This window comes from Haloarcula terrestris, from assembly GCF_031624315.1.
GTDB classification, from domain to species: Archaea; Halobacteriota; Halobacteria; order Halobacteriales; family Haloarculaceae; genus Haloarcula; species Haloarcula terrestris.
Window position 1 is genome coordinate 107,772 of sequence record NZ_JAMQOM010000006.1, and the last position, 26,070, is coordinate 133,841.

22 protein-coding genes are annotated in these 26,070 nt (G+C 65.8%); 14 read left to right on the top strand and 8 right to left on the bottom strand.

Features of this window, described 5'->3' with window-relative positions; translation table 11 throughout:
* The first annotated feature begins 20 nt into the window (after nucleotides 1–20).
* The 6 genes from dapA to NDI54_RS14945 all read left to right on the top strand — a co-directional run bounded on the left by dapA (nucleotide 21) and on the right by NDI54_RS14945 (nucleotide 6,158).
* A complete protein-coding gene (gene dapA / locus NDI54_RS14920) occupies nucleotides 21–941 on the top strand; it encodes a 4-hydroxy-tetrahydrodipicolinate synthase (RefSeq protein ID WP_310897232.1) in 921 nt (306 codons plus the stop codon).
* Entirely contained in the window at nucleotides 938–1,687 is a 750-nt protein-coding gene (gene dapB, locus NDI54_RS14925) for a 4-hydroxy-tetrahydrodipicolinate reductase (protein WP_310897233.1), read from the top strand. The genes dapA and dapB overlap by 4 nt, the downstream gene beginning before the upstream one ends.
* Nucleotides 1,688–2,015: 328 nt before the next feature.
* The gene (locus tag NDI54_RS14930) at nucleotides 2,016–2,846 is read left to right on the top strand and encodes a 2,3,4,5-tetrahydropyridine-2,6-dicarboxylate N-succinyltransferase (protein WP_310897234.1); all 831 of its coding nucleotides are present in this window, start codon (nucleotides 2,016–2,018) and stop codon (nucleotides 2,844–2,846) included.
* Between the two features lie 361 nt (nucleotides 2,847–3,207).
* Nucleotides 3,208–3,735 (top strand): hypothetical protein, encoded by a 528-nt coding sequence (locus NDI54_RS14935; RefSeq protein WP_310897235.1) that lies wholly within the window; start codon nucleotides 3,208–3,210, stop codon nucleotides 3,733–3,735.
* A 60-nt stretch (nucleotides 3,736–3,795) separates the two neighbouring features.
* Nucleotides 3,796–5,031, top strand: a complete 1,236-nt coding sequence (gene lysA / locus NDI54_RS14940) for a diaminopimelate decarboxylase (protein ID WP_310897236.1) — start codon at nucleotides 3,796–3,798, stop codon at nucleotides 5,029–5,031.
* Nucleotides 5,031–6,158, top strand: coding sequence for a M20 family metallopeptidase (locus NDI54_RS14945; RefSeq protein WP_310897237.1), 1,128 nt, complete (start codon nucleotides 5,031–5,033; stop codon nucleotides 6,156–6,158). The genes lysA and NDI54_RS14945 overlap by 1 nt, the downstream gene beginning before the upstream one ends.
* An 18-nt stretch (nucleotides 6,159–6,176) precedes the next feature.
* Here NDI54_RS14945 and NDI54_RS14950 read toward each other — a convergent pair whose 3' ends face one another.
* The 6 genes from NDI54_RS14950 to NDI54_RS14975 all read right to left on the bottom strand — a co-directional run bounded on the left by NDI54_RS14950 (nucleotide 6,177) and on the right by NDI54_RS14975 (nucleotide 11,012).
* The gene (locus NDI54_RS14950; RefSeq protein WP_310897238.1) at nucleotides 6,177–6,821 is read right to left on the bottom strand and encodes a phosphoribosyltransferase; all 645 of its coding nucleotides are present in this window, start codon (nucleotides 6,819–6,821) and stop codon (nucleotides 6,177–6,179) included.
* A 95-nt stretch (nucleotides 6,822–6,916) separates the two neighbouring features.
* A complete protein-coding gene (locus NDI54_RS14955; RefSeq protein WP_310897239.1) occupies nucleotides 6,917–8,224 on the bottom strand; it encodes an MFS transporter in 1,308 nt (435 codons plus the stop codon).
* 59 nt (nucleotides 8,225–8,283) lie between these two features.
* The gene (gene purB, locus NDI54_RS14960) at nucleotides 8,284–9,666 is read right to left on the bottom strand and encodes an adenylosuccinate lyase (protein WP_310897240.1); all 1,383 of its coding nucleotides are present in this window, start codon (nucleotides 9,664–9,666) and stop codon (nucleotides 8,284–8,286) included.
* Between the two features lie 106 nt (nucleotides 9,667–9,772).
* Nucleotides 9,773–10,159: a PIN domain-containing protein gene (locus NDI54_RS14965; protein ID WP_310897241.1), complete on the bottom strand. Its 387-nt coding sequence runs from the start codon at nucleotides 10,157–10,159 to the stop codon at nucleotides 9,773–9,775.
* Nucleotides 10,159–10,353 (bottom strand): DUF7557 family protein, encoded by a 195-nt coding sequence (locus NDI54_RS14970; RefSeq protein WP_310897242.1) that lies wholly within the window; start codon nucleotides 10,351–10,353, stop codon nucleotides 10,159–10,161. The genes NDI54_RS14965 and NDI54_RS14970 overlap by 1 nt, the downstream gene beginning before the upstream one ends.
* 104 nt (nucleotides 10,354–10,457) lie before the next feature.
* Nucleotides 10,458–11,012 carry a hypothetical protein gene (locus NDI54_RS14975; protein WP_310897243.1) on the bottom strand — a complete coding sequence of 185 codons (555 nt, stop codon included), beginning with the start codon at nucleotides 11,010–11,012 and terminating at the stop codon, nucleotides 10,458–10,460.
* A gap of 147 nt (nucleotides 11,013–11,159) precedes the next feature.
* Between NDI54_RS14975 and purH the strand changes: the two genes are divergently transcribed.
* From purH to NDI54_RS15005, 6 genes are all read left to right on the top strand, one after another.
* Entirely contained in the window at nucleotides 11,160–12,740 is a 1,581-nt protein-coding gene (gene purH / locus NDI54_RS14980; RefSeq protein ID WP_310897244.1) for a bifunctional phosphoribosylaminoimidazolecarboxamide formyltransferase/IMP cyclohydrolase, read from the top strand.
* An 82-nt stretch (nucleotides 12,741–12,822) separates the two neighbouring features.
* On the top strand, nucleotides 12,823–13,809 hold the full coding sequence (locus NDI54_RS14985; RefSeq protein ID WP_310897245.1) for a formate/nitrite transporter family protein: 987 nt from the start codon (nucleotides 12,823–12,825) through the stop codon (nucleotides 13,807–13,809).
* A gap of 36 nt (nucleotides 13,810–13,845) precedes the next feature.
* Nucleotides 13,846–14,385, top strand: a complete 540-nt coding sequence (locus NDI54_RS14990) for a hypothetical protein (protein ID WP_310897246.1) — start codon at nucleotides 13,846–13,848, stop codon at nucleotides 14,383–14,385.
* A 42-nt stretch (nucleotides 14,386–14,427) separates the two neighbouring features.
* The gene (locus NDI54_RS14995; protein ID WP_310897247.1) at nucleotides 14,428–15,138 is read left to right on the top strand and encodes a hypothetical protein; all 711 of its coding nucleotides are present in this window, start codon (nucleotides 14,428–14,430) and stop codon (nucleotides 15,136–15,138) included.
* A 132-nt stretch (nucleotides 15,139–15,270) separates the two neighbouring features.
* Nucleotides 15,271–17,715 carry a dihydropteroate synthase gene (gene folP / locus NDI54_RS15000; protein ID WP_310897248.1) on the top strand — a complete coding sequence of 815 codons (2,445 nt, stop codon included), beginning with the start codon at nucleotides 15,271–15,273 and terminating at the stop codon, nucleotides 17,713–17,715.
* A 127-nt stretch (nucleotides 17,716–17,842) separates the two neighbouring features.
* Nucleotides 17,843–19,336 carry a globin-coupled sensor protein gene (locus NDI54_RS15005; protein ID WP_310897249.1) on the top strand — a complete coding sequence of 498 codons (1,494 nt, stop codon included), beginning with the start codon at nucleotides 17,843–17,845 and terminating at the stop codon, nucleotides 19,334–19,336.
* A gap of 26 nt (nucleotides 19,337–19,362) precedes the next feature.
* Here NDI54_RS15005 and NDI54_RS15010 read toward each other — a convergent pair whose 3' ends face one another.
* A complete protein-coding gene (locus NDI54_RS15010; RefSeq protein WP_310897250.1) occupies nucleotides 19,363–21,228 on the bottom strand; it encodes a DEAD/DEAH box helicase in 1,866 nt (621 codons plus the stop codon).
* Between the two features lie 99 nt (nucleotides 21,229–21,327).
* Here NDI54_RS15010 and NDI54_RS15015 point away from each other — a divergent pair, with 99 nt between their 5' ends.
* Nucleotides 21,328–23,067 carry a Na+/H+ antiporter NhaC family protein gene (locus NDI54_RS15015; RefSeq protein WP_310897310.1) on the top strand — a complete coding sequence of 580 codons (1,740 nt, stop codon included), beginning with the start codon at nucleotides 21,328–21,330 and terminating at the stop codon, nucleotides 23,065–23,067.
* Here the strand turns inward: NDI54_RS15015 and NDI54_RS15020 are convergent, their stop codons facing one another.
* Complete coding sequence (locus NDI54_RS15020) at nucleotides 23,068–24,126, bottom strand: glycosyltransferase (RefSeq protein WP_310897251.1); 1,059 nt, start codon at nucleotides 24,124–24,126, stop codon at nucleotides 23,068–23,070.
* A gap of 79 nt (nucleotides 24,127–24,205) precedes the next feature.
* Here NDI54_RS15020 and NDI54_RS15025 point away from each other — a divergent pair, with 79 nt between their 5' ends.
* Nucleotides 24,206–26,017 carry a S9 family peptidase gene (locus NDI54_RS15025; RefSeq protein ID WP_310897252.1) on the top strand — a complete coding sequence of 604 codons (1,812 nt, stop codon included), beginning with the start codon at nucleotides 24,206–24,208 and terminating at the stop codon, nucleotides 26,015–26,017.
* Nucleotides 26,018–26,070: the final 53 nt, after the last annotated feature.

The following is a 26,070-nucleotide window of genomic DNA, read 5'->3' on the forward strand; positions in this document are numbered from 1 at the left end:
GCGACACCACACACTCAGCAATGACAGCAATCGACTTCCGCGGCGTGTTCCCGGCGATGTGCACGCCGTTCCATCAGGACGGCAGTATCGACTTCGAAACACTCCAAGAGGACGCACAACGGCTCGAATCCGCTGGCGTTGACGGCCTCGTCCCCGTCGGCTCGACCGGCGAATCGGCGACGCTCTCCCACGACGAACACATCGAGGCCGTCGAGGCGGTCATCGACGCCGTCGACGACGTGCCGGTCATCGCCGGCTCGGGCTCGAACAACACCAAGGAAGCGCTGGAACTGTCCCAGCGCTCCGCTGAGGCGGGCGCTGACGCCCTGTTGCTCATCTCGCCGTACTACAACAAGCCCGAACAGCAGGGGTTCATCGACCACTACACGACGCTGGCCGATGCCGTCGACCTGCCACAGATCGTCTACAACGTCCCCTCGCGGACGGGCCAGAACATCGAGCCCGAGACGGCAGTCGAACTCGCTTCGCACCCGAACATCCGGGCCTACAAGGCCGCGAGCGGCGACATGAACCAGATCTCCGAGATCATCGAACGCACCCGGGACGAGGACTTCGCGGTGCTGTCCGGCGACGACGGCATGACGCTGCCGATGCTGTCGGTCGGCGGGGCCGGCTGTATCTCCGTCTCGGCCAACATCGAACCGGAGCGCACCTGCGCGATGGTCGGTGCGGCGCTGTCGGGCGACTTCGAGCGCGCCCGCCAGATCCATCACGAACTCGGCCCACTGTTCCGCGCGCTGTTCGTCGAGACGAACCCCATCCCAGTCAAGGAGGCAATGCGGATTCGGGGCTACGGGCCGGCGTACCTCCGCTCGCCGCTGACTCGGCTGTCTGACGAACACCTCGACCACCTGCGTGACGTGCTGGCGAGCCTCGAAACCGAGGACCTCGAAGACGAGTACGCGGAGGCCGAGCGATGACGCGGGTGGCGGTCAACGGCGTCACCGGGCAGATGGGCGGGGCCGTCATCGAGGCCGCCACCGACAGCGAAGTCGTGGTCGGATTTGCGACCAGCGATACGGACACGGTCGACGGCGTCCCGGTCGTCCACCCGGCCGATGCCGCCGCGGCGCTCCGGGAGTACGACGTGGACGCCGTGGTCGATTTCGCCATCCCCGACGGTGCACTGACTGTCGCCGAGGCCTGTGTCGAGGCGGGCGTCCCGATGGTCGTCGGAACCACCGGCTTCGACGAGGACGGGATGGCCCGCCTGAACGACGCCAGCGATTCGATTCCACTGCTGAAGGCGGCCAACTTCTCCCAGGGGATTCAGGTCCTCCAGCGACTCGTCCGGGAGGCCGTCGGGACGCTCGAAGACTACGACCTTGAACTGATGGAGACCCACCACAACCGGAAGGTCGACGCGCCGTCGGGCACCGCCAACAGCATCCTTGCGGTCATTCAGGAGGAGCGTGACGTGGAACCAGTGTACGGCCGGGAAGGACACGCCCCACGCGAGGAGGACGAAATCGGCGTGTTCGCCCGCCGGGCCGGCGACATTCGCGGCGAACACGAACTCGTGCTAGCAGGCAACGACGAAGTCCTCTCGCTGTCCCACCGGGCCGAGGACCGCGGTGTGTTCGCCGCCGGCGCGCTGGACGCGGCGACGTGGCTCGTCGGCCGCGACGCCGGCTGGTACGCTTTCGGTGACGTTGTCGACGCCTGAGAGCGCGAATCAGAATCCGGCGAAAATTAATATGCGATAATACACTCACGAACACCTCTCTCAATATTACGGGTAGCCTTATCTGTTGGAATTGCTGATTCTCTCGTATGGCTACGAACCAAAACGTACAATTGCCGGCGACCGACTGCCCGCGATGTTCCAGTGAATTCGAAGCAACGGCCCCACGAATCAGCATGTGCCACGAATGCGGCTACATCCCCGGCCGCGGGTCAGACTAAGAGCGGGCCGCGACCAGCGGAATGAGTCACAGTAGCATAGCCAACTCGAACCCCCGATAGGTAAGCCCCCGGCGTGGTAACCGGGAGGTATGAGTCTCGAAGCCGACATCGGCGATCTCTGGCAACGGAAACAGGACGGCCTGTCAGCGACCGACGCGACCGACGACCACCTCGCTGTACTCGAGGAGTTCCTCGCAGCGCTGGAAGCCGGCGAGGTCCGCGCCGCGGAGAAGTCCGGCGGCGAGTGGGAGGCAAACGCCTGGGTCAAACAGGGTATTCTACTGAACTTCGGCCTTCGTGAGACCGTCGCCCGCGAGTACGGCGGTGTCGACTACCACGACGTGCTTCCGCTGCGGGAGACCACGGACCTCGGGGAGCGCGGGACCCGAAACACGCCGGACGGGACGACCATCCGCCGGGGCGCGTATCTCGGCGAGGACTGCATCATGATGTCGCCCTCCTTCGTCAACATCGGGGCGTACGTCGGCGACGGGACGCTCGTCGACTCCTGTGACACCGTCGGCTCCTGCGCGCAAATCGGCGAGAACGTCAAGCTCGGCGCGAACACGCTCATCGGCGGCGTCCTCGAACCGGTCGAGAACGCGCCCGTCATCGTTGAGGACGAGGTGTCGCTGGGCGCTGGCTGTCGCGTCACCAGCGGCTTTGTCGTCGGCGAGGGTTCGATTGTCGGCGAGAACACGCTCCTGACCCCGCGGATTCCGGTCTACGACCTCGTCGAAGACCAGGTGCTGTACGGCGAACTGCCGCCGGAGCGACGCGCCTTCCAGCGCTTCGTTGACTCCTCGGTCGGCGAGTCCGATCTGATTCCCGGCGGCGCGTACAAGCCTGCCGTCGTGGCGACTGACGTGGAGGAGGAGACGCTCGAAGCGACGGAGCGAGAAGACGCGCTTCGGGAGTAGCGAGAGGCGCGACCGAAGGGAGCGGCTCTCGGTATGCGAACGGTGAGCGAATCGAACCGTGAGCAGCGAGGGGCGCGCGAAGCGCGGCCCTCGGCGGAACGGCGACCGGCGGGAGCCGTGGAGTAGCGAGGTTCTGAGTGAAGCGAAGAACCTCGACACGCGAGCGGAGCGGGACCGAAGGTCCCGCAGGCAGTCGGGCGGTATCGCCGCCCGACGACGGGGAACGGAGTGACCCGCGAGCAATCAATCACCCCGCCATAACCACTCGGGCCTGATTCTCACAGCCAGCGAACGTGTAAGGCCACGTTACCGGTGCTGCACTATCGGCTGTTATTTGGTACCATGACACACAGTATTTCGTATGAGCCAGCAACACGCTAGCTCTCGCGTTGCGAACCTGGTGCGGTTCAGATGGGTCGCCGGAGCGGCGAGCGGGCTAGTCGCGGGCATCGGCATGGGAATCGTCTTTCACGCGGGCGCGAACCTCATGCCCTTCATCGGGGCGCTGTACGGCTGGCCGACGGTCCTCGGCGGATGGGTCGTCCACCTGGTGAACAGCGTTGTGGCGGGGCTGATATTTGCGGTCATCATCTCCCGCCCCGTTCTCCGGGACCAGACCGCAGCCACAGCGGAGAGCGTAGCCGCCGGCGTCGTGTACGCGGCCGCTATCGGACTCGTCTCGACCGGGATTCTGTTGCCTATTTCGATGAACATGCTTGGCGTCCAGTCGTTCCCCGAGCCGCTGGTGCCGCTGCCGGGGATGCTCGGAAGCTTCCTCGTCATCATCTCGGTCGGCGTCGCACATCTGGTGTACGGATTACTTCTGGGCGCGGCCTACGCCCTGTCCCGGGAGGGGTTGGTGACGGAGACAGTCGCGGCCGAGGGATAGACCCGCGTTGCGTGTCCTGAAACGGAACCCTTGTTAGCCGCCGACGCCGTGGTTTCCCCAATGAGCCACGACTCGCCGCCGGTCCGCCGCCTCGCGGACTGGGATCACGAGCGCCTGGAGGCGGTCGCCGCCGAGTACGGCACGCCGCTGTACGCCGTCGACCTCGACCGCGTCGCCGAGAACTACGAGCGGTTCGCCAGGGCGTTTCCCGACGCCCACGTCATGTACGCCGCAAAGGCCCACACCGGGCAGGCTGTCCTCTCGAAACTGCTTGAGACGGGGGCCGATATCGAGTGTGCGGCCTGGGGGGAACTCCAGCGGGCCATCGACGCCGGCGCGGACCCGGATACGCTCCAGTACACGGCCGTCAATCCGCCGGATCGTGACCTCGACTACGCCGTCGACCTGGCCGCCGACCACCCCGGCCTGACGATTACGGCGGGCGCGCGGGACACCTTTGACCGGCTCGAAGAACGGGGCTACGACGGCCGGGTCGCCATCCGCATCAACCCCGGAATCGGGACGGGCCACCACGAGAAGGTCGCTACCGGGAAAGATGCCAAGTTCGGCATTCCCTACGACGAGGTGCCCGAAGTCGCGGCCGACGTGCGCGAGCGCTTCGACCTCGTGGGTCTGCACGCTCACGCCGGCAGCGGCGTCCTCCACGACGACCTTGACGACCACTGCCGGGCCATCGCCAAGGTCGCCGACATGGGCCGGGAAGTCATCGCCGACGGCGCGGAGCTGGACTTTGTCGACTTCGGCGGTGGCTTCGGCGTGCCGTACCGCGAGACCGTCGAGCCGCTTGACATGGACGTGGTCGGCAAGAAGGTCCGCGAGGCCGTCGGGGACCTCGACGCGCAGGTCAAACTCGAACCCGGTCGCTACGTCGTCGCCGACGCCGAACTGATTCTGAGCGAGGTCAACACCGTCAAGGAGACCCCGGCGGCGACCGTCGTCGGCGTCGACGCCTCGCTGGCGACGCTCATCCGGCCGGCGATGTTCGGCTCGTATCATCCGATCCGCAACGTCACCGCGCCCGAGCGCGACAGCGAGCCGGTGTCCGTCGGCGGCCCCTGCTGTACGAGCGCCGACGTGTTCTGTACCGACCGCCCCATCGCCCGGCCCGAGCGGACCGATCTGCTCGCTATCGGCAACGCCGGCGCGTACGGCTACGAACTGGCCAACCAGTTCCACTCCCAGCCGCGGCCGGCCGAGGTGGCCTTCGAGGGCGGCGAAACGCGCGTCGTTCGGGAGCGGGAAGACCTGGCGGACGTGACCCGCATGGAGGAGTGATGGCGTTCGACATCCCCACGTTCCACCGGCAGGCCGTCGAGACGCCGTCTCACGAGCACGTCGACGAGATGCGGTCGCTGCTGGTCGATACGCTAGAAGACGCCGGCGAGTCCCCGGAGAGAGACGACCTCGGCAACGTCGTCGCCTCGCGGGGCGACCCCGACGGGACGCACATCCTGCTCAACACGCACATCGACACCGTGCCGCCGCATCTGCCCTACGAGCGGCGAACGGAGCCGCCGGAACCGGACGAGACTGTCGACGGCACTGGCGGCAACGGAGACGGCGACATCGTCTGTGGCCGCGGGGCCTGCGACGCAAAGGGGCCGCTGGCGGCTCTCCTCGATGCCTTTCTCACCGTCACGCCCGACGATGGCCGGGTCACGCTGGCGATCTCCACCGACGAGGAGACGACTCAGACCGGCGGTGCACACCTCGCGGACACCATCGACGCCGATGGCTACATCATCGGTGAGCCGACCGGCCTCGACGTGTGTACCGCCGCCCGCGGCCAGTTCGAGGGGACGGTCACCATCCACGGCGAAAGCGCCCACGCCGCTGACCCCGGCAGCGGCCACAACGCGATTCGGGCCGCCGCGCCGATACTGCAGGCAATGGAGAGCTATGACGACAAGAAAGGGCCTGGTGAGCACGAGACGCTTGGCTACCCAATCCTTACGCCGTCGATGGTGGAAGGCGGCGAGGCGACCAATCAGGTCCCGGCAGAGTGTACCATCACGTTCGACCGGCGGAGCGTCCCGCCGGAGACGAGCGAATCGTTCTGTGCCGACCTCCAGGCCCACCTCGAACAGTGGCTCCCGGAGTCGATGGGCCTCTCCGTGGAACTCATCCGGCCGGACACGCCGTTCCCCGAAGCGTTTGCGACCGATGCCGACGCGGAACTCGTCCGCACGCTACAGGACGCCAGCGGCGGCGGCGTCCGGCAGTTCGGGGCCGCGACGGAGGCCTCATATTTTGCTGAAAACGGTCCGACCGTAGTGTTTGGCCCCGGCGATCTGAGCGACGAGGTGGGCGCTGTCGCTCACTCGAAACGCGAGTACGTCCGTCTTTCAGAAGTGCGGACCGCCGCGCGGGCCGTGCGGGAGACGGTCGAACGGCTGGTCTGAGACCGGCTGGCACTGCTCTCAGGCCGACTGCGACTGAACGATGTCCGACAACGCCGTCGTCGCTTCCTCGTCGGTCATCCGACTGAACTCCTCGTAGTACTCCGCCGTCGACTGGAACGCCGTCGGTTGCAGCGGGACGACCACGTCGTCAGTCCACCGCCGCACTTCCTCAAGCACGTCCGGCGGTGCGACGGGGGCAGCGGCGATAACCTCCGCAGCGCCCGCTTTTCGCAGGCGTTGGGTAGCGACGCGCATCACCGCACCCGTCGGAATCCCGTCGTCGACCAGCAGGACCTGCTTGCCGGACACGTCCAGCGGCCCCCACGTCTCTCCGTAGGCGACCGCTCGGGTCTCGACGGTATCGCTCGCGTGGGTTTTGGCCTCCTGGACGTACTCCCAGTTCACGTCCAGGAACCGCAGCATCGGGGTGTTGATCCAGGAGAACCCGCCCGGTGCGACCGCGCCGATGGTCAACTCCGGGTGGTCGGGCGCTTGTATGCGCTGTATTACAATGACATTCATTGGCGTCCCTTTCGCGTCGGCGACCACGTTACCGACGGGGACGCCGTTCGGTGCAGGGGCGACGACGACATCGCCGGCGACATCCCGCTGGCGCAGCGCGGTCACGAGCTGTTGCGCCGCATCCGAGCGGTCTGTGAACATGCACCATTGTATGAAATCGTGCATCCTAATGATTCCGATCAGGAGGATCTGTCAGGTGGTTCCGGCGGGCGGGTGACTGACCGCACTCCCTCGGTTCAGTCCTGGGGTGCCGGCTGCTCCGGCTCTTGCCCGAGGTCCAGCGTCTCCTCGACCTGCGTGTACGTCAGAACGAGGCCGACGAACGCGAGCGCGGCACCGGCGGTAAAGGGCGTACTGAATGACCCGAGATTGTACAGCAGGCCCGACGCCAGCGGTCCGATAGCGACGCCGAGGCCGAACGCCATCGTCAGGACGGACAACGTCGTCCCGGAGCCGCGCGCGCCAGCAAGATCACCAGCGAGTGCGAGCGACGGGGCGAACACAAGTGCGACGGCGATACCCTGGATGAACCGTGCCAGCAGCATGGACCACGGGCCTGTCACGATACCCTGTGCGAACACCGACGGGACGAGGACGACGAAGCCGGCGACGATGAACGGTCGGCGGCCGAAGCGGTCGCTCGCCCGGCCGATTGGGACCTGAAAGACGACGTTCGCGATGACGACGGCGGCGAACTGAACGCTGAAAAACAGGGTCGACTCGTCCAGCCGCATCCGGATCGGCCCTTCGAGCGTGGCGAACAGGGCGATGGTGGTCGCCATCATGAACGTGCCCACGCCGAGGACGAACACCGAGTCCAGTCCCTCTCCGTTTCGGTCCAGAACCGCTATCGAGAGATTCTGGCCCGCCTCGGCCTCGAACGGCGGGTCCCGAATCAGCGCCCACACGAGGACGAAGCTCACAACAGCGCCCAGCACGGCGATAGCGAAGGCGGCGGTGAAGCCTGACATCGAGAAGCCGGCGACCCGGTAGGTTACCACGTCGTTGGCCGCGAGTCCGCCCGTGATGACGACGCCAGCGATGATCGGCCCGAAGCCAAAGCCGATGAGCCGGAAGGTGTTGAACACGCCGAAGTTCCCGCCGCGCTCGGCGTCACTCGCCGCGTAGTCGTTGACCAGCGCGACCGTCGCCGGAATCGTAAAGGCCGCACCGAGTCCCTGAAACGCCCGCGCGGCCAGCACCGTCCAGTACGAGGAAAGAAACGGGTAGGCCGCACTGCCGATAGCAAAGAGGACCAGCCCCGTGAGGACGAAAATCCGCCGCCGTCCGGTCCGATCCGAAAGTCGCCCGGTAAAGGGCTGGCCGAAACTGTTCAGCAGGCCAAACAGGGACAGCACCAGGCCAATGAGCGTCTCCGTCTGGAGCGTGAACCCGAGTATCTGTTCGCCGACGATGCCCGCAAGCGACACCTGCCCGCTGGCGATGTACAGGGGAAGGACGATGATGAGAAACGAGTTGCCCAACGCGTCCGCCATCCGGGCGAACGCGAGCGTCAGGACTCGCGTGTCAGTGCCGAGGACCATCTACCGTACGCCAACGGTCCCACTCCCCTGAGCGTTGCGTTCGAGCGGTAGCTCGCGGCTCAGATACCGTCGGCCTGCTGCGCCGCGATGCCCGTGTAGTCGGTCGGCGTCAGCGCTTCCAGTTCGGCTCGTACCTCGTCGCTCACATCGAGGTCAGCGAACATGTCGTGGAAGTCCTCGATGGTGACATCGCGGCCACGTGTGGCCTTTTTCACCTGCTCGTAGGCGTCGGCGTACCCCTCGCGGCGGAGGATGGTCTGGACGGCCTCACCGATTATCTCCGGCGTCGCGTTCAGGTCGTCACGCATCACCTGCTCGTTGGGGACGACCTTCGCCAGCCCGTTCTGGCACTTGCTGTAGCCGATGAGACAGTGGGCGAAGGCGGCCCCGATGTTGCGCTTGACCGTCGAGTCCGAGAGGTCCCGCTGAAGCCGGGAGTTCGTCACGTAGTCCCCGAGGAAGACGAGGTCGGAGTTCGCTTTCGAGAGGTTCCCCTCGCTGTTTTCGAAGTCGATGGGGTTGACCTTGTGGGGCATCGTCGAGGACCCGGTCTCACCCTCGACGGCCTCCTGGCCGAGGTATCGGTCCGAGACATACAGCCACACGTCGAGGTCGAGGTCCAGCAGGATGTTGTTCGCGCCACGCAGCGCGTCGAACAGGACCGCGAGGTCATCACAGGGGTTGACCTGCGTCGTCAGCGGTTCGTGCTCCAGGCCGAGGTCACCGACGAACGACTCGGCGACGGCCGGCCAGTCCACGTCGGGGTAGGCGGCGACGTGGGCCGCGTAGGTTCCCGACGCGCCGGCGAGCTTTCCCGAGAGGCCGTCGGCTGCGCGCTCCACGCGACCGATGGCCTGGCCCAGCCGCGAGGCGTAGACGGCCATCTCCTTGCCAAAGGTCGTTGGCGTCGCGGGCTGGCCGTGCGTGCGGGCCAGCATCGGCACGTCGGCGTAGGTGTGGGCCATCTCCACCAGCGTGTCCCGAATCTCGCGCAGTTCGGGCACAAGCACCTCCTCGGCGGCGGGCTTGACGAGCAGCCGCTGGGCGAGGTTGTTCACGTCCTCGCTTGTCAGCCCGAAGTGAATCCAGTTGGCGGCGTCGAGGTCCTCGGGCATGCCCAGCCGGATGAAGTACTCGATGGCCTTCACGTCGTGGTTGGTCGCCGAATACTCGCCGTAGCCTTCGGTTTCGAGCTGTTTTACGACGGTCGCGTCCTCGTCATCGAATTCCTCGTACAGCACCCGGAGCGCCGCGCGCTGGTCGTCATCGATTGATAGCGGCGTGGCGTCGAGGTCAGCAAGCGCGATGAGGTACTCGACTTCGACTTCCACGCGGGCGCACATTAGCGCCCGTTCGCTGGCGTACGGGACGAGCGGTTCGGTGTAGCGGGCGTATCGGCCGTCGAGCGGCGAAACGGCGGTCAGTGGCCCTCTTTCGGTCATACCCGAGTGTGCGCGGGAGGCGCGAAAAAGCGTGTCGTTCCGGTCGTACGGAAAGATGAGTTACAACGGACTCTGTAGTCTCGTCTTCAGTACAGGTGTATGCTGGTCATTTGCGGAGGTTCGTAACCTCCATCACGGTCTGAAGGATGTCAGTCTCGAAGTCGCGGTCCGCGACGACGAGTTCATCACCGGTCGAGCGGGCCGTCGCCGCGATGAGCATATCGGCAGTTGCCAGCCTATCCCCATCGGCAAGGATCTCATCTTGGAGACGTGCGGCCTCGACCGCGATCGGTTCGTTCAGATCGAGCGTCTGTACATCCGAGAACTCCTGTCTGACGGCCAGTACATCGGTCTCACCGCTCCCGAGGCGGCCGTTGATATACTCGAATGCACAGATCGTAGACGTGTACCACGGTTTCCCACCATCGAGATACTCGACAACACGCTCGTCCCCTTGCTGGTAGGCGATAATCGCAGACGTGTCGAGAAACATTACCGCTCGCGGCCGTCCCGTACGATTTCCATCGCTTCCTCGGCTTCTTCGTCAGACAGCGTTCCCGGAGCCATTCCGTCACCGGTCGACGCAACGATCCGGAGCAAGAACTCATCCCACGTTTCGTTATCCCGTTTTGCCTCGTCTAGCCTGTCCTTTGTATCGGTGTCGATGGGAATTGACGTTCGGCTCATATGAATTTCTAATGAATTTCTCGGGCATCAGTGTTTGCCTCATTGCGAGAGAAATGAATGACTGCCCCGTACTGTGACAACCGCCAGACTGGAGAGATCCGCGATCAGCGCAGCCAACCGTAGTCAGCTTCGGCGTCACCGAAGCGACCGTCCGGCGGATCGAAGCGGTAGAGGTCCTGGCCGAGCGCGGCCCACGCGAGACCGTAGACGGTCGCCGTCGCTGGCTGGATATCGAACCCGAGGAACACGACGGTTCCGAAGCCCAGCAAGACGCCCAGCCACGGCGGCTGGATACGGGTCCTGACGAGGCCGACCGCGACCAGTACCGACCCACCGACCAGTGCGAGCACGCCGATCCCGATGATCACATCGCCGCCACCGGTGAGGAGGCGGACCAGTTGGCCGGCCGCGAAGACGAGCCCGCCGACCGCGCCGACCCACGCGCCGATGGTCCCGGGTCGCTTCATCCGCGCGCCGTAGAAGTCCTCGACGGCGTAGTGGCCGGCCACGACACCAAGCGCAGAGACGACGATTCCGGCCAGAACGGGTGGATTCGTGGCTGTCTGGCCGGTCATAGATAGCGCCACGGCCCAGCCGATCCAGACGACACCGCCGACAGCGGCGACCGCGCCAGCGCGTTGACACCGTAGCTTCGCCATACGGGCGAGTTGGCGGCGGGCTACAAATGCACATCGGACCTGCAGACGCCGCCACTAGTGAGCCAGGGTCGGTGTGGTCCGGTCGCACGCGACGGGGCGGACGGGGGTTTCGCAACAACTTTGCACGGGCCGGTCCGTCGGTCGCACATGAAACTCGCCGGTATGGCCAGCAACCGCGGCCGAAATCTCATGAACATCGCGGACCGCGCCCCGGGCGGTGCGTCCTTCGCCGTCGTCTTGACAAACGACGCCGACGCGCCGGTACTCGAAGCGGCCGCCGAGCGCGGCATCCCGACCGAAGTCGTCGAACGCGACGCGGACGAGTCGCGCCAGTCCCACGAGGAGCGCGTTCTCGACGCGCTCTCGGAGTACGACTTCGACCTCGTCACGCTGGACGGCTACATGCGCGTCCTCAGCGAGACGTTCCGCGATGACACGACGACGATACTGAACGTCCATCCGAGCTTGCTGCCGAACTTCACCGGTGCAAACGCCCACGAACAGGTCCTCGACGCCGGCGTGAAGGTGACGGGCTGTACCGTCCACGTCGTCGACGAGACCCTCGACGGCGGCCCCATCGTCACGCAGGAACCCATCCCCGTCTTCGAGGGTGACGACGAGGACAGCCTCAAAGAGCGGGTGCTCTACGAGGGCGAGTTCACCGCCTATCCGCGCGTCATCGAGTGGTTCGCCGAGGACCGCGTCACCGTCGACTGGGACGAGGGGACCGTCTCAATCGAGGGCGACGACGGCGGCGACTTCCCCGCGCGTCGCATCGTCTCGGACGACCTCGCGTCGAGCCTGCGCTACGGGGAGAACCCCCATCAGGATGCCGCGCTCTACACCGACACGACCGTCTCCGAGGCCAGTGTCGTCCACGCCGACCAACTGAACGAGGGCGCGAAGGGGCTGTCGTACAACAACTACAACGACGCCGACGGCGCGCTGAACCTCATCAAGGAGTTCGAGGAACCGGCCGCCGCGGTCATCAAACACACCAACCCGGCCGGCTGTGCGACCGCCGACTCCATGGCCGACGCCTACGAAAAGGCGCTGTCGACGGACCCGATGAGCGCCTTCGGCGGTATCGTCGCGCTGAACCGCGAGTGCGACGCCGCCACCGCCGAGCAGATCATCGACTCGTTCAAGGAGGTTGTCGTCGCGCCCGGCTACACCGACGCCGCACTCGACGTGCTGTTCGAGAAAGATAACCTCCGCGTGCTCGATGTAAACGAGAACTTCGAGGTCACGGACAGCCTGACCGAGAAGCCCCTCGTCGGGGGCCGACTCGTTCAGGAGCGGGACACCCAGCACCTCTCGGCCGACGACCTCGAAGTCGTCACCGAGCGCGAACCGACAGACGAGCAGGTCGAGTCGCTGCTGTTCGCCTGGCACACGCTCAAGCACGTCAAGTCCAACGGCATTCTCTTCGCCAAGGGGACCGAGACGGTCGGCATCGGCATGGGACAGGTCTCCCGGGTCGACGCCGTCCGGCTGGCCGCGATGAAGGCCGACGAACACGCCCAGGGCAAGGACGCCGAGGGTGCTGTGATGGCCTCGGACGCCTTCTTCCCGTTCCCGGACGGTATCGAGGAGGCCGCCGACGCCGGAATCGAGGCCGTCATCCAGCCCGGCGGCTCGAAAAACGACGAGAGTGTCATCGAGGCCGCGGACGAGCACGACATGACGATGGTGTTCACCGGCCAGCGGTCCTTCCGGCACGACTGAGCCGTACCGCGACGGCAGGTCCGACCTATCGACCCAGATTCCAGCGAAAGAGGTTTTTCCGAGGCATCAGAACCCGCTGTCGATGGCAGACGACAACGACAGAGAGACGGCTGTCCGCGACGCCGTGGACGTGTCTCGGAGCGGTGCGCCGGCGGGTGGCAGTGTCATCCGCGACCGGTTCTCCGCCGACGAGATCTTCCAGCGTATCATCGTCGCGGCCGACGAAGAGGTGACGGTCGGGACCCGCGAACTGTTCTTCGCCGGCATCGCGGGCGGGTTCGCTATCACGGTGACGTTCATGCTGTACGCGTCGCTGTACGCGAAGACCGGCGGCGACCCGATACTGAGCGCGCTGCTGTACCCGCTCGGGTTCGTCTTCATCATTCTCGGCGATTATCAGCTCTACACCGAGAACACGCTCCCGCCGGTCGCGCTCGTCCTCGAACGGCTGGCGAGCCTCCCGTCGCTGCTCCGTATCTGGGCCGTCGTGCTCGCGTCGAACATCCTCGGCGGGATGCTCGGTGCGCTTGCACTCGCGACGACCAACGTCCTTTCAGCTGATGCGGCGGGGGCCGCCGCCGGCTTCGCGCAGAAAGCCATCGAGACCTCGCAGGTGACGCTGTTCTCGAAGGCGGTGTTCGCCGGGCTCATCGTCGCCGGCGTCGTCTGGGTCGACTACTCGCTGCGGGACAGCATCTCCCGGCTCGTGTTGATCTACATCTCGTTTCTGGCGATTCCGTTCGGGAACCTCTATCACGTCGTCGTCTCCGCGACGGAGATGTTCTATCTGGTGTTCATCGGCGAGCTGGCGCTGTCTGTCGGCCTCTGGGAGTTCGTCCTCCCGGTGCTTGTGGGCAACTCCGTCGGCGGCGTCGTTCTCGTGACCGTTGTCAACTACTTCCACACGACCGAGCGACGGCTCGAAACGGCCCGGGAGGAAGGGTCAAAGCGCCAGCTTACCCTCCGGGAGTGGCTCTGGGGCGGGTGGTCCGCCTCCGGCCGCTCGTACGTGCCGGCGACCGATGAAGTTCCCCGAAACGATCCGGGGTCGAGAGACGACAAACCCTGACACAAACCATTTCAACGCGCTCCGGCTATCGTTGGTGTGAACTGGGTGAAGAACAACCGCCTGCTCCTGCTGTTTGCTGCCGTCGTGCTGACCACGCTGGGAGCCGTCGGGATGGGTGTCGTGGGTGTCGTTGCGACACTCGGAGCACTGCTCGGCGGTGGTGCGGTCGTCCAGACTTTCGGTACGTTCTTGCTCGGCACGCTGCTGTTGATGGGCGTCGATATCGTGTTCTCGGTCGCGCTGGTCCGGGAGCTGGCGCGGCAGGCGTCGGTGCCAAAGAGCCAGCGCGTCGCCGCTGGGCTTGCCAGTCTCGAATCGGCACTCCCACCGCTCGCGTCGCTCGGTCTCTCCGACGTGTTCGAACCGCCCGAACCGACGGTCGAAGAGCGCCACGAGGAACTGACGCGCCGGTACGTCGAGGGGGACCTCTCCGAAGCCGAGTACGAACGCGAACTGCAAGCGCTTCTCGGCGAATCTGAGGAGCCGGCTGCCGAACCACGGGACGCCTCCGAGATCGAAATTGAATCGGCACGGGCCTCAGCACCTGACACCGAACGCGAACCCGCCCGCGAATAACACTGAGCGGGTTTTACATGGCCGCCCGACGACAGGTCTGCTATGGACACGCCCACGTTCCTCGAAGTCGAGGTGGAACGGGACGCCGTCGCCTCGGCCCTCGATGCCGTCCCCGGCATCGCCGTTGTCGATGATGCCTCCGCTACCGCAACGCCAGCACCGGCGGGACCGGACAGTGCCGACGATTCCCAGCCCGATGGCCCCAGTCTGACAGAGCGCCTCGGGTCGCTGTGGCGACAGTGGGGCCTGCTCGGCACGGGGCTGTCGCTCATCGTGCTCGGCGCGGCGACGGCCGGACTCTGGTGGTACCGCCGCCGAAACGCCGATGGACTCGATGACGAGAGTCCCGACGAGTACGCGTCGGAGTGGGCCACAGAGCACCCGAGTGAGACGCCGCCGCCAGCCGAATCGACCGTTGATACACCCTCTCCAACGGACACGGATTTCGAACCCACAGCAGCCGAAGACGATGCCGAGGACACGTCGACTCCGGAGACACGGGAAACGGCGCTGGCCTCGGAGACGACACCGACTGAATCCGAGGACCGGCGGCAGTACACCGGGATGGAGACGGACCGGACGGGCGTTACAGGGCAGGAAACTGAGACCGATAGCGTCGGAGCGGATGAGACGGACACCGACGAGCGACCGGCGGCGAAGATCGACCCGGCACCGCTGCTCGGTGCCGCGTTCCTAATTCTTTCGAGCGCGCTTGGCCGGTGGGCGACGCGCGAGCGCAACGACCAGACGTAACCGTCGCCGAGCGGACCCGAATCCCGGACACAGCGGATCGGATACGGCGGGCTGTACGGGGCTCTCTACGCGTCGGACACCACCGACACAATAGTCCGACAGGCTAAAGCGAGCGGCTCCGAAAGCCCGACTATGGAGTTCCACGAGGCCGCGAACTTCCTCTTCGAGTTGCGCCGGTTCGCCTCGCGACCCGGCACTGATGCCACGCAGGACCTGCTTTCGTCGCTCGGTGACCCACAGGAGGGGCTTCGCTGCGTGCAGATCGCGGGGTCCAACGGGAAGGGGTCCACCGCGCGGATGGTCGAACGAACGCTCCGGGAAGCGGGCCTCGATGTCGGACTGTACACGTCACCGCATCTCGACGACGTGCGCGAGCGGATCCGTATCAACGGCCGAAAACTTTCCGAAGCTGCCCTTGTCGAGTTCGTCGAGGCGGTCCAGGCGTACGTGACCGAGCAGGGCGCGGCCAACGACTCGCCCACCTTCTTCGAAACGCTGACGGCGATGGCGCTGTGGGAGTTCGACCGGCAGGACGTGGACATCGCCGTTCTGGAGGTCGGTATCGGCGGCCGCTACGACGCCACGAGCGTGGTCGACCCGGTCGCCAGCGCCGTCACGTCCGTGACGCTCGAACACACACATATCCTCGGCGACACCGTCGAGGAAATCGCCCACGACAAAGCCCACGTCGCTCCGGACGACAATCCGCTGGTGACCGGGACGACCGGCGATGCGCTCGCGGCTATCCGCGAGGTCGCCGGCGATGTCGTGACCGTCGGCGAGCGCGACGACATGGACGTGACAGCCACCTACGGCGGCCGCGACGGGTTGGAAAGTGCTGTCTCGGTCGACGGACCGGACTGGTCGGTCGAGACGCACCTCCCGCTGCTGGGCGCACATCAGGCACAGAACGCCGGTATCGCGGCCACGCTGTGCCGGCAAGTCGCGGACGTATCCCGGGCGGATCTCGAACGCGGCCTGCGAAACGCCCACTGGCCCGGTCGCTTCGAGGTGATGAACGAGTCGCCGCTGGTCGTCCTCGACGGGGCACACAACCCCGGAAGCATCGAACGGACCGCCGAGACGCTGTCCTCGTTCGACTACGACGACCTCCACGTCGTCATAGGGGCGATGGTCGACAAGGACCACGAGGGCATCGCAACGGCGCTGCCGGACCCGGACCACGTCGTCGCCTGCCAGCCGGCCGTCGACCGGGCGGAGTCCCACCACGTCGTCGCAACCGCAGTGGAGACAGCGACTGACGCGACAGTCGAGACGCGCCATGACGTGGCTGGGGCGCTCGGTATCGCGCTCGATGCCGCAGACGAGGGCGACGCCGTCCTCGTCACAGGGTCGCTGTATACCGTCCGGGAAGCCCGAACGCGCTGGTCGCGCTCGCTGATCCCCAAACAGGTCGACTCGCTGGCCGAGGCCCGCGAAACCATCGCGGACGCCCACGTCACCGACGCCGGGGCCTGGCGGATGCGGGGCAAGGCTGTCCACCGCGTCCTGCGAACGCGTGTTCAGCCGCGACAGGCCCAGTACCTCAAGGAGGAACTGCTGTCCCTGGGGGGTGAGTGTGCGATTTCCGGCCTGAACGACCAGGACGAGGAGTCCCTGAACGTGGTCATGATGGCGACGATGGCCCAGTACAAACGGCTCGTGGACAAACTGGACGGCCAGCCCTACGGGCTGTCGCCGTTCGCCGACGAACTGCGGGGGGCGCTGTCCATCCAGCAGCCCGAGCCAGACACGTCGACGACGTATCCCTGGGACGACGGCACGGCCGTCATGGGCATCTGCAACATCACGCCGGACTCGTTCCATGACGGCGGCGAGTACAACGCCGTCGAGGACGCCGTCGCCCGCGCCGAGCAGATGGTCGAGGCTGGCGCTGACATCCTCGACATCGGCGGGGAGTCGACCCGTCCCGGCGCGGAGCCGATCCCGGCCGAGGAGGAAATCGACCGCGTGGTTCCGGTCATCGAGGCCCTCTCGGACCTGGACGTGGCCGTCTCCGTGGACACGCGGAAGGCCCCCGTCGCGCGGGCCGCGCTCGACGCCGGCGCGGACATCCTCAACGATGTGTCCGGCCTCGAAGACCCGGAGATGCGGCTGGTCGCCGCCGAGTACGACGTGCCCGTCGTCGTGATGCACTCCATCGAAACGCCGGTCGACCCCGACAGCGACATCCACTACGACGACGTGGTCGAGGACTGCATCGACCAGCTGACCGAGCGTGTGCTGCTCGCTGAGAAAGCCGGACTGGACCGCGACCAGATCATCGTCGACCCAGGCATCGGCTTCGGGAAGTCGCCGGTGGAGAGCTTCGAACTGCTCGACCGCCTCCCGGAGTTCGAGGCGCTCGGCTGTCCGATTCTGGTCGGCCACTCCCACAAATCGCTGTTCGGGCTGGTCGGGCAGGAGGCGGGCGACTGTCTGGAGGCGACTATCGCCGGGACGACGCTGGCGGCCGAACGGGGCGCTGACATCGTTCGGGTCCACGACGTGCCCGAGAACGTCGCCGCCGTCCGAGTCGCCGAGGCGGCCCAGAATCCCGATAAATTCGAGGAGTGAGGGTTGCTATCCGTTATTTCACCGGACGGAAAGTGTTTACCCATTATATTTGGGGTACTCTCGAGGACACTTTCAACGGTGAAAATCGGGTGCGAACATATAAGGTTTGTATCGGTCGAAACTGGGCATGGGATTACAGGACGGGAGTACGGGCTCCCGAAAGCGGATCAACTCGTCCGATAGAAAGGCGGTCGATGGCGCGACACTTACCGAACGTATCGGGCTAGACGACAGGGAGATACGCTGGCGGAAGGAGTTCACCGGCTTCGACGAGTCGGATATCGACAATCTCACCGCGATGGCGGACGAGACGAACGCCCGGGCAGACGCTGTCGTCGACGATTTCTACGACCACCTCCAGTCGTTCGACGAGACAGTCGAGATTTTCGGGCGGTCCACCAAGTCCGTCGACCAGCTCAAGCAGACCCAGTCACAATACCTCCGCGACCTTGTTGCCGGAGACTACGACAAGCAGTACTTCGAGAACAGGGCCCGTATCGGGAAGATTCACGATATGCTCGACCTCGGCCCGAAGATCTATCTCGGGGCCTACAGCATCTACTTCGAGCATTTCCTGAACGTGATCGTCGACGATCTGCAGTCGGGCGATGCCGACCGGGACGAGGCACTTGCGGAGATGCAGTCACGTGTCCTCTCCGTCTTCAAGCTCCTCAATCTCGACCAGCAGGTGGCGATGGACACCTACATCGACTCCTACAGCCGGCGACTGGAATCGGCAATCGAAGACCAGCAGACGTTGATGCAAGAGGTCGAAGACGGGCTCCAGCAGCCAATCGACGAACTGAGCACCTCGGCCGAACAGGTCGCCGAAACGAACCAGCAAATCAACGCCACTGCCGAGACCCAGTCCGAGTCGATGGACGAAGTGGCGGCCGAGGTCGCCGACATGAGCGCGACCATCGAGGAGATCGCCTCGACTGCCGAGGAGGTCGCAAGCACCAGCACGTCGGCCGAGCGGAAGGCCGAGCGCGGGAACGAAGCCGCACAGCAAGCCGCGGCGGTGATGAACGATGTCGATGACGCCGTCGACGCGGTGTCGACCGACATCGCCGGTCTCCGGGAGCAGGCCGACGAGATCGACGACATCGTCGAAGTCATAAACGACATCGCGGACCAGACGAATATGCTCGCGCTGAACGCCTCCATCGAGGCCGCCCGGGCCGGCGAAGCCGGCGACGGGTTCGCCGTCGTCGCCGACGAAATCAAGACGCTCGCGGGCGATTCCCAGGAGCATGCGAACCAGATCGAGGACACCGTCACGGAAATCCAGGACGAGACCGTCGACGCCGTCGAGAGCCTCGAAACCGTTACCGACCAGGTGACGGAGGGCATCGAGCAGGTAGAGGACGCAACTGAGCGCCTCGAAGAAATCGTGTCGGCGGTCAACGAGGCGTCACAGGGTATCCAGGAGGTGTCGGCGGCGACCGACGACCAGGCAGCCTCGACCGAAGAGGTCGCCAGCATGATCGATGAACTGTCGAGTGGCATCGACGACATGTCACAACAGCTCGACGACCTCGCGGCGACGAACGAGGAACAGACCGCGAAGATTCAGGACGTGGCCGAGACCGCACGCCGACTCGATACCGACTCGGACTGATTTTGAACCCGGCCAAAACGACTGCCTTACTCTTCTGGCTCCGGTGGCTCGACTGCCTCGGCTTCCGTCTCCGTCACGCGGATTCCCTTCGAGGCGAGGTGGCGCATCTGCCGGCGGACGAAGTCCTCCTCGGTCGTGCCCCGCGTCGCCAGAATGACCATCCGGGCGTCACCGGCGGGGCGCATCGTCCGCCCGGCCCGCTGTGCGCCCTGTCTGCGGGACCCACCGAGTCCAGAAGCGACGATGGCGAGTTCGGCGTCCGGGAGATCGATGCCCTCGTCGCCGACCCGAGAGACGACCAGCGTGTCCAGTTCGCCCCGGCGGAATTCGTCGAACAGTTTCTCCCGGCGGGCGTGTGGCGTCTCGCCGCTGATAAACGGCGCGCCGATGGCCTCGCTGATGGCCTCGCCCTGGTCTAGGTACTCGATGAACACCAGCGCCTTCGCGGCGGGGTTCTCGGCCAGCGCGTAGCGGATTTCGTCGATTTTCCCGCTGTTGTTGGCGGCGGCCTGCCGGCGGTCGTGGCCCGACGTGGAACTGTATTCGGACTGCTCGGTCTCGTTGCCCCACGGGACAAGTCGGATTTCGACCTCCGGCTCGGCGACGTAGCCTTCGTCGAACAGCTTGCCCCAGTCCGTCCCGATGGGCGGGCCGATGAGCGTGAATATCTCCTCCTCGTCGTCGCTCTCCCGGGTCGGCGTCGCGGTCAGCCCCAGCCGGTGTTTGGTCTGGAGGTCCGCGCTCCGGCGGTGAATCGGCGACGGCACGTGGTGGACCTCGTCGAAGACGATGAGCCCCCACTTGCGCTGGTCGAACAGCTTCCGGTGGCGGTCCATCCCAGCCGTGCGGTACGTAGCGATGGTCACAGGTTTGATGTTCTTCTCGCCGCCGTGGTACTCGCCGATATCGTCGTCGGTCAGGGAGGTGTGTCGGACCAGTTCGTCGTGCCACTGGGTCGCGAGTTCACGCGAGGGGACGAGAATCAGTGTCTCACCGCTGATAGCGGCCATCGCGCCCATCGCGGCGACGGTCTTACCCGACCCGGGCGGGCCGACGAACACGCCCGACCCCTGCTCGGTGAACCGCTCGACCCAGTCCTGCTGGTAGTCCCGCAGACGCAGGCGAAGGTCCATCTCGATGGCGTCGCCGGTCTCCAGGTCGCGGTCGTCACGGACGGGATAGCCCGCCTCGTACAGTGTACGCTTGATTTCGGCCGTCGCGTCCTCGTTGACCCACGACTCCAAGTCCGAGATGGGGGCTCGGAGGTGGTCGTCGTCGAGTTTCGGGCGCGCGACGTTGCCCATCAGGTCGTCGCTCTCGGCTTCCAGCACGACGTAGCCGTCCTCGTGAGTCTTCAGGCGGAACTTCCGGGCGCGTTCCCACTGGCTCGTCACCCACTCTTCGAGGTGGGGCGAGCGCTCGCCCAGCACGTCCCGCATCGTCGCCAGAAGGTCCTCCAGGGACTCGTGTGGTGCGGCCCAGATGTCCTCCTCGCGGAGTTCGTACACGTAGCCGCCAGAGCGGTTGGTGTCTTGCAGGCGCGCGAACTGCGAGAGCTGTGCGCGGGTGAACTGCTCCGGGTGTTCGACGACGACTTCGCGGCGGTCCGGAAATAGAACCACGCGCTCGCGGTCGGTCACCTCGGCGATATCTGCGGGATACCACACGGACTCGACCGCTGTCACGTCCTGGCGCTCGATGTCGCCGTCGGCGGCCAGACGCTCCAGTGCCGTCCGGGCCTGGTCGGGCGTCAGGTCCGTCTTCCGGGAGAGTTCAGTCGCCGTCAGATGCGGGCGGCCGACGGCGTCGATAGCGTCGTAGACGGTATCGAGTTCGAGGTCGTCGGGTGGGTCCGACTCGTCGTCTCGGTCGGCTGGCTCCTCGGCTGTCACTACCGGATGGAGGCGGCCGACGCTCAAACGGGTTTCGTCTGGGCGGTCGCCGTCGGCTCGAACACGTACATTAATATAGCGCCACCCGGACCTGCCGGCATGGTTGAGGGAATCGCGGCCGGACCGTGGTCTATCGTTCCCGCGCTCGTCGCCATCGGGCTGGCCTGGTACACTCGTGACGCCCTGATCGGGCTGTTCGTCGGCATCGTCGTCACGGGCGTTCTGGTCGGGGCATTACACCCCCAGGCGGTCGGGGTCCCGTCGGACCTCATCACCGCCGGTGGCGAGGTGGCGACCGTCCAGCCCCAGGCTGAGGACGGGAGTCCGTGGACGGTCGGCGTGGGTGGTATCGTGCTCGGAGCGATCTTCGGACTGAAAGTCGTCCCCGAGATAATCGCCACGGCCCCGCTGTTCGGGGAGTGGTACGTCAAGAACGTCCTGCTCGCCATCTTCGCTATCGGCGGGCTGATCGGGCTGATGATCCGGGCCGGGGCGGTTCAGGGCGTGCTGGAGGCGCTGGTGTCGCGAGCGGATTCCGCCGCAGACGCGGAGAAGGCCGCCTTCCTGGCCGGTATCGCTATCCACATCGACGACTACTTCAACTGCCTCGTGGTCGGCTCGATGATGCGCCCGCTGACGGACAAATTCGATGTTTCGCGGGCCAAGCTCGCCTACTACGTCGACTCCGCAGGGTCGCCGGCCTCGCGGCTCGCGTTCTACTCGACGTGGGGCGCGGCGATGGTCGGGTTCATGGGGAGCGGTCTCGTCGAGGCCCAGCAACAGGGGATACTCCCGTCGGACATGGCGAACGTCGTAAACACCGGCGGCGACCAGGTCACCGCGGCGACCGGGGCCGTCTGGCCGCTGTTTTTCAACACGCTGTTTACGGGCTTTTACTCCTGGATCGCGCTCGCTCTCGCGGGGCTGGTCGCCTGGCAGGTCGTCCCGAACCTCTACGAGATGGGCGTCGAGGAGTCCCGCGCGAGAACCGAGGGGAAAGTCGTCGGCGACGACGCCGACCCGATGATCTCGGCGGAGATGGACGAGTACGAGATGTCCGAGACCGCCACGCCGGACTGGAAGAACTTCGCCTGGCCGATCCTGACCATGATCGTCGTCGGGCTGGGCGCGATGTTCTGGCGGGCCAGCCCCGTCATCTACGTCGAGGGGAAAGAGGGGATGGGGGCCACGCTGCTCCAGCTCGGCAGCTGGCAGCTGATTACGCCGCCGAGCGGACCGTGGGCATTCAACATCGGCGGCGTGCAGCTCGGTCTCGCGTCGTTCTCGGCGCTGATCGTCGCCTTCCTGCTGTACCGCTGGAAGGGTGACATCCCGTCGAACGACGACGCCACCGACGCGTTGCTGGTCGGGTTCAAGGGCATCTTCCTGGCGGCTGTCATCCTGATGTTCGCCAGTTCCATCCAGAACGCGGTGTCGATACTCGGCATCTCGGCGTTCGTGACGAACGTCTTCGGCGGCGTGCCGGCGTTTATTATCCCGGTCGGGGTCTTCCTCGTGACCTCGTTCGTCAGCTTCTCCGATGGCTCGTCGTGGTCGACCTACGGCATCATGTTCCCCATCGCGATCCCACTGGCGTTCTCGACGGGCGCGAACCTCCCGCTGGTCCTCGGAGCAGTGTTCAGCGGCGGGATCTTCGGCGATCACACCTCGCCCATCAGCGACACGACCGTTCTCGCGTCGTCGACCAGCGGGAGCGACCACATGGTCCACGTCAGGAGTCAAGCACCCTACGCCCTCATCTCGGCCGGCATCGCGGCTGCGCTGTTCCTCGTGTTCGGACTGGTACTCCCCGAGGGATTCAGCGTCATCCCGTACTGACTACAGGAAACCGTGGTCTTCGATTCGATCCTCGTAGAGGTCCTCGTAGTCGGCGCGGACTTGCGCGTGGTCGAACTCGGCGCAAGACTCGTCGACGGTCCAGCGCTCGAAGTCGGCTGACTCAGTGATCTTGTCGGCGATCTCCTGGGGGTTCGTCACCCGGAACGCGCGGCCGCGCTGCTCGATGAGTTCGTGGGCGCTGGACTCGGCCTGATACTCCACGATGCCGATACAGCCACAGGCCATCGCCCAGAGGAGGTCGGTGGCGAAGCATTCCCGGAACGCCGTCTGGACGAACACGTGTGCGCCCTTGTAAATGGAGACCCGGTCCTCGATGTCGCACGACCCTACAAAGGTCACGCGGTCGTCGATACGGAGGTCGGCAGCTTCCTGTTCGTAGTACCCTCGCTCCGGGCCGTCGCCGATGATTGTCGCTGACCAACCTTTCTGTCTGAGTTCCGCGAGGCCGAGCAGTAGCGATTCGACGTTCGCGCTGCCGTCGAGGCGGTGGGCGTACACCACGTCGATCTCCTCGTCGGCTTCGGTCTCCCGAACGAGATCCATGTCGATGCTCTGTGGGAGAATCGCCGTCTGGTCCGCTGTCGCTCCCCGCTCACGGACCCGCGTGCGGACGAGTTCGGAGGGGGTGATGAGACAGTCCGACGCACGGAATGCGAGGTCGGCCCGGCGGTTCTCGGGCACGTCCTCGTCGCCGAACCACTCCGTGAGAAGCGGCGCGCGGGACAGGGCTGCACCGGTTTTGGCGGCCAGCGCGACTGAGGCCGGCGTCGGATGGACGTGGACGACATCGGGACGGAACTGCGCGAGCAGAAACGGCAGGCGAGCGCAAAAGGAGGGGACGGTCGGCGAGACGGTGACGGCGCGGTAGGTGACGCCGTCGCGCTCGCGTTGATTGTCGAATCCCGTCCACCACTGTGAGCAGAACACGGTCACGTCGTGGCCGGCGTCGGCGAGTTCGGTAGCCACCCGCTCCAGCCGGGTCCGGCCCACTGTGTCCCGGTACTGACTCGTCTCCATAGCGACGACCGCGACACGCATACAGGTGCGACGACGTGGCTGCTCAAAAAGCCCCCGTTTGCAACAAAAGGTTTTGGCCGTGCCTGCCCTGCCTTCGTGTGTGACCGCGTACGACCTCTCTCGCTATCTGAACGTCCGCAGCGCCTACGGCAGTTCGTTCGCGCCGGACGGAACGCTCGCCTTCTTGATGAACACGACCGGCGTCGGCCAGATCTGGTCGCTCACGGAACCACAGGGCTGGCCCGAGCAACTGACCTTCTACGACGATACCGTGAGCTTCGTCGGCTACTCGCCCGAGCGCCAAGAACTCGCCTTCGGCATGGACGAGGGCGGTAACGAGCGGGCACAGTTGTACCGACTTGACGCGGACGGACACATCCACGCACTCACCGGGATGCCTGACGCGAAACACCGCTGGGGCGGCTGGTCGCCCGACGGCGAGCGGTTCGCGTTCGCGTCCAACCGCCGCAACGAGGCTGTCTTCGATATTTACGTACAGGACCGCGACGCCACCGGCGACGACGCGGAACTTGTCTGGGAGGGCGACGGCTGGCTCTCGGTTGGTGGGTTCTCACCAGACGGCACACGGCTGCTGGTCAGCGAAGCCCACTCCAGTTTCGACCAGGACATCTACGTGCTGGACCTCGATAGCGAGGACCTCACGCATCTCACGCCACACGAGGGGAAGGTCCGCTACACGAGCGCGTCGTGGGGACCGGACGGCGATGCGGTGTATCTCGTCACCGACGCCGAGAGCGACACGCTCGAACTGGCTCGCCTCTCGCTCGAGGGGGACCTCGACATCGTGCGCTCGGACGACCAGTGGAACATCGACGGCGTCGCGCTGGACCGGGACAGTGGCCGGCTGGCGTACTCGCGCAACGTCGACGGCTACAACGAGATCACCGTCGGCGAACTGACGGGGCCGACGAGCATCGAGACGTTCCCGACGCCGGACCTGCCGGGCGGGCTGGCGGGGGGCGTCTCCTGGGGACCCGACGCCGAGCGCTTCGCCGTCAGCGTCACCGGGCGGACGGTCAACACCAACGTGTTCGTCGTCGAGGCCGCCACCGGCGAGAGCAAGCAGTGGACCGCCGCCTCGACGGCCGGCATCCCGCGCGAGACGTTCGTCGAACCGGAGGTCGTCCGGTTCGACTCGTTCGACGGGCGGGAGATTCCGGCGCTGTTCTCGCTGCCGGACGGCGCTGCGACCGGGGCCGGCACTGACGGCAACACGCCCGTCATCGTCGACATCCACGGCGGCCCGGAGAGCCAGCGCCGGCCGTCGTTCTCGGGCCTGACACAGTATTTCCTCTCGCGGGGCTACGCCGTCTTCGAGCCCAACGTCCGCGGGTCGACTGGTTACGGGAAGGCCTACACGCACCTCGACGACGTGGAAAAGCGGCTGGATTCCGTGAAGGACCTGCGGGCCGGCGTCGACTGGCTCCACAATCACCCGGCCGTCGACCCCGACCGAATCGTCGCGATGGGCGGGTCCTACGGCGGGTTCATGGTGCTGGCGGCGCTGACCGAGTACCCGGACCTCTGGGCGGCCGGCGTCGACGTGGTCGGCATCGCCAACTTCGTCACCTTCCTCGAGAACACCGGCGACTGGCGGCGCGAACTCCGTGAGGCCGAGTACGGCTCGCTGGCCGAGGACAGGGAGTTCCTCGAATCCATCTCCCCCATCAACAACGTCGACCGCATCGACGCGCCGCTGTTCGTCCTCCACGGGGCCAACGACCCGCGGGTCCCGGTCGGCGAGGCCGAACAGATCGCCGAGCAGGCGGAAAAGCAGGGCGTTCCCGTGGAGAAACTCGTCTTCGACGACGAGGGCCACGGCATCAGCAAGCGTGAGAACCGCATCGAGGCCTACACCGCTGTCGTCGAGTTCCTCGACGAGCACGTCTGAGCGGTCTCGACGGGAATCCGGAGACGGTGGCATTGCAGGGTTTTTATACGGGT

Excerpts from the sequence above, each read along its gene's own strand:
- dapB (WP_310897233.1), top strand. The coding sequence starts at position 938 with ATGACGCGGGTGGCGGTCAACGGCGTCACCGGGCAGATGGGCGGGGCC.
- NDI54_RS15005 (WP_310897249.1), top strand. The coding sequence starts at position 17,843 with ATGGGATTACAGGACGGGAGTACGGGCTCCCGAAAGCGGATCAACTCG.
- NDI54_RS14950 (WP_310897238.1), bottom strand. The coding sequence starts at position 6,821 with ATGTTCACAGACCGCTCGGATGCGGCGCAACAGCTCGTGACCGCGCTG.
- NDI54_RS15020 (WP_310897251.1), bottom strand. The coding sequence starts at position 24,126 with ATGCGTGTCGCGGTCGTCGCTATGGAGACGAGTCAGTACCGGGACACA.
- NDI54_RS14935 (WP_310897235.1), top strand. The coding sequence starts at position 3,208 with ATGAGCCAGCAACACGCTAGCTCTCGCGTTGCGAACCTGGTGCGGTTC.
- NDI54_RS14970 (WP_310897242.1), bottom strand. The coding sequence starts at position 10,353 with ATGAGCCGAACGTCAATTCCCATCGACACCGATACAAAGGACAGGCTA.
- purB (WP_310897240.1), bottom strand. The coding sequence starts at position 9,666 with ATGACCGAAAGAGGGCCACTGACCGCCGTTTCGCCGCTCGACGGCCGA.
- NDI54_RS14985 (WP_310897245.1), top strand. The coding sequence starts at position 12,823 with ATGGCAGACGACAACGACAGAGAGACGGCTGTCCGCGACGCCGTGGAC.
- NDI54_RS14945 (WP_310897237.1), top strand. The coding sequence starts at position 5,031 with ATGGCGTTCGACATCCCCACGTTCCACCGGCAGGCCGTCGAGACGCCG.
- purH (WP_310897244.1), top strand. The coding sequence starts at position 11,160 with ATGAAACTCGCCGGTATGGCCAGCAACCGCGGCCGAAATCTCATGAAC.
- NDI54_RS14965 (WP_310897241.1), bottom strand. The coding sequence starts at position 10,159 with ATGTTTCTCGACACGTCTGCGATTATCGCCTACCAGCAAGGGGACGAG.
- NDI54_RS14975 (WP_310897243.1), bottom strand. The coding sequence starts at position 11,012 with ATGGCGAAGCTACGGTGTCAACGCGCTGGCGCGGTCGCCGCTGTCGGC.
- lysA (WP_310897236.1), top strand. The coding sequence starts at position 3,796 with ATGAGCCACGACTCGCCGCCGGTCCGCCGCCTCGCGGACTGGGATCAC.
- dapA (WP_310897232.1), top strand. The coding sequence starts at position 21 with ATGACAGCAATCGACTTCCGCGGCGTGTTCCCGGCGATGTGCACGCCG.
- NDI54_RS14955 (WP_310897239.1), bottom strand. The coding sequence starts at position 8,224 with ATGGTCCTCGGCACTGACACGCGAGTCCTGACGCTCGCGTTCGCCCGG.
- NDI54_RS14930 (WP_310897234.1), top strand. The coding sequence starts at position 2,016 with ATGAGTCTCGAAGCCGACATCGGCGATCTCTGGCAACGGAAACAGGAC.
- NDI54_RS14995 (WP_310897247.1), top strand. The coding sequence starts at position 14,428 with ATGGACACGCCCACGTTCCTCGAAGTCGAGGTGGAACGGGACGCCGTC.
- NDI54_RS15015 (WP_310897310.1), top strand. The coding sequence starts at position 21,328 with ATGGTTGAGGGAATCGCGGCCGGACCGTGGTCTATCGTTCCCGCGCTC.
- folP (WP_310897248.1), top strand. The coding sequence starts at position 15,271 with ATGGAGTTCCACGAGGCCGCGAACTTCCTCTTCGAGTTGCGCCGGTTC.